The sequence below is a fragment of the Ideonella sp. B508-1 genome, from assembly GCF_000333615.1.
In the GTDB taxonomy this organism is placed as follows: Bacteria; Pseudomonadota; Gammaproteobacteria; order Burkholderiales; family Burkholderiaceae_C; genus Ideonella.
The window spans coordinates 1-2,389 of sequence record NZ_BADL01000385.1 but is presented as its reverse complement, the minus strand read 5'-3'; the positions used below and the strand labels follow the sequence as shown (position 1 = coordinate 2,389).

General features: G+C 68.2%; 2 protein-coding genes. One reads left to right on the top strand and one right to left on the bottom strand.

Annotation, left to right across the window (positions count from 1 at the left end):
- Positions 1–82: 82 nt before the first annotated feature.
- Positions 83–781 carry a glutathione S-transferase family protein gene (locus tag I73_RS15910; RefSeq protein WP_022981523.1) on the top strand — a complete coding sequence of 233 codons (699 nt, stop codon included), beginning with the start codon at positions 83–85 and terminating at the stop codon, positions 779–781.
- Here the strand turns inward: I73_RS15910 and I73_RS33250 are convergent.
- Positions 767–1,924 (bottom strand): ABC transporter substrate-binding protein, encoded by a 1,158-nt coding sequence (locus tag I73_RS33250; protein ID WP_022981522.1) that lies wholly within the window; start codon positions 1,922–1,924, stop codon positions 767–769. The genes I73_RS15910 and I73_RS33250 overlap by 15 nt on opposite strands.
- Positions 1,925–2,389: the final 465 nt, after the last annotated feature.

Sequence of the window (2,389 nt, the reverse complement as noted above, 5' to 3'; positions counted from 1 at the left end):
GCGCACAGCAGGCTGCCAAGCTTTCGATGGTGCCGGGCACCACCCCTGCGTAAGGTTGTGCCCATTGCCAACAGGACACGCCATGCACGACCTTGAACTGATCAGCAACACCCTTTGCCCCTACACCCAGCGGGTGGCCATCCAGCTGGCCGAGAAGGGCCTGGAGGCCCAGCGAACCTACATCGACCTGGCCGCCAAGCCGGACTGGTTCATCCAACTCTCGCCCCAGGGCAAGGTGCCCGTTCTGCGGGTGGGTGGCACCGCCGTGTTCGAAACCTCGGTCATCTGCGAATACATCGAAGAAACCGCCGCCGACCGGCCACCGCTGTGGCCAACCCAGACCCTGGACCGGGCCCGCCACCGCGCATGGGCCGAGTTCGCCTCGGCCGTGATCGCCGATGTCTTCGGCTTCTACATGGCGCCGGACGCCGCCAGCTTCGAGCGCAAGCGGGCCGAGCTGGCCGCACGCTTTGCGCGGCTGGAAGGCCCGCTGACCGCCGGCGCCGGGCCCTACTTCGGGGGCGCACGCTTTGGCTTGGTGGACGCCTCCTTCGCGCCGGTCTTCCGGCTGCTGGACACCTTGGACCGCCTGGGAGACTTCGGGCTGCTGCAGGGCCTGCCAGTCACAGTGGCCTATCGCCAGCAATTGGCGCAGCGGCCGAGCGTGCGGGCCGCCGTGGTGCCGGACTACGGCCAGGTCTTCCTGCGCTATCTGGCCGGGCGCGGCTCCCACATGGCGGGCCTGGCGGCCACGGCCCTGGAGCACTCAGCCCAGGCCTGACATCAGCCCGGACGCGCGCCCGATCTCCTCGGCCAGCGCCGCGCTCGCCCGGCGCATGCGCGGCACGCGCGCCACGTCCTCGTGCATCAGCAGCCACAGCGGCTGGGCCAGTTCGTCCAGCGGCGGCCCCAGCCGCACCAACTCCGGAATGGACCCGCCGACAAAGCACGGGAGAACGGCACACCCGATGCCCGTGCGCGCCGCCTGCGCGGCCCCCAGCAAGGTGTTCGCGCGAAAGCGCACGTCCTGCGCGGCCACGTTGCGCGCCAGCCAGGCGCCAGGCGCGCTGCAGGCCAGCCCCGCATCAAAGCCCACCCACGGCAAGGTGGTGGCCGGCGCCGAAGCATCCCCCGCGCCGGCCCACTGCCGCGGCGCATAAACCGCCATCGCCACCGTTCCCACCTCGCGCCCGCGCAAGGTGTCCTGCGGCGCCCGCGTCACCCGCAGCGCAATGTCGGAGTCGGGCTTGATCTTGCGGATGGTCAGCCACTGCGACTGCTGTTCATTGCCGGGGTGGGGCACTTCCAGCAGGGTCAGCTCGAAGCCGAACTTGGTGGCCAGCTTCTGCAGCACCTCGTTGGTCTCCTTGCCGTAGGGCGAGCCGTGGTAGAGCGTGACGACTTTCTTGCCGCGCAGCTTGTCCGGCCCCCCCACCTTCTGGCCGATGAAGTTCACGATGGCCGAGACTTCCGAGTAGGGGTTGAGCTGCAAAGGGAACACATAGGGGAAGACGCTGCCGTCGGTGGAGTCGGTGCGTCCGTGGTTGATGGTGATCAACGGCAGCTTGTCCGCGGTGGAGCGGTCCAGCGTGGCATAGGCGATGCCCACCGACAGCGGGTTGGTCGCCGCGGCCGGCGCACCGTTGAGGCCCTTCTTCAGGCGCTCATAGCACTCCACACCCTTCTCCACAACGTACTCGGTCTCGCACTCGCTCCAGGTCAGCTGCACACCGTTGACACCCCCGTGCGCATTGACGTACTGCAGATAGTCGATGAAGCCACCGAAAAAGCCGGTGCCCCCGGCCGCGTAGGGGCCGACCCGGTAGCTCTGCAAGGGGAAGTACTGTTCGTTCGCGGCATGCGCGTTCAGGCCGATCACCCCCAGCGCCAGGGCGACGGTGGAGAGGGTCTTGCGAAGGGTCATGGTGGGTCTTTCTTGGAAACTGCGAGACGCAGGGTCGAGGGAACACCCCTTGCGGGAGGGGCGGGTCAGGAAGCCGACAAAACGGAAGGCCGACCGAAGGGCGTGGCCCGGCGGGACCGAGGGCCTCTTGGCGCCATGGGATCAGTGCCGCAATGGCCAGCGACGGGCGCGACTGCGCCAGCGCTGCCAGAGGCTGGCCAGGCCCTCGGGCTCGCGGATCAGCACCAGAATGATCAGCGCGCCGAANGCCATCTTCTGCAGGTTCTCCAGCTGCCCCGCATCGATCCACCCATTGGGCAGCGCGCCCGCCAGATTCGACAGGGCCAGCGGGAAGAGCACGATGAAGGCTGCGCCCAGGAAGGCACCGGCCACGCTGCCCAGGCCACCGATGATCACGATGAAGAGAATCTGGAAGGAGCGGGGCAAGATCAAAGCCATGGGGCTCGACGGTGACAAGGTAGGCAA

What these genes read in the sequence shown, in the direction of transcription:
- I73_RS33250 (WP_022981522.1), bottom strand. Translation starts at nt 1,924, where the DNA reads ATGACCCTTCGCAAGACCCTCTCCACCGTCGCCCTGGCGCTGGGGGTG.
- I73_RS15910 (WP_022981523.1), top strand. Translation starts at nt 83, where the DNA reads ATGCACGACCTTGAACTGATCAGCAACACCCTTTGCCCCTACACCCAG.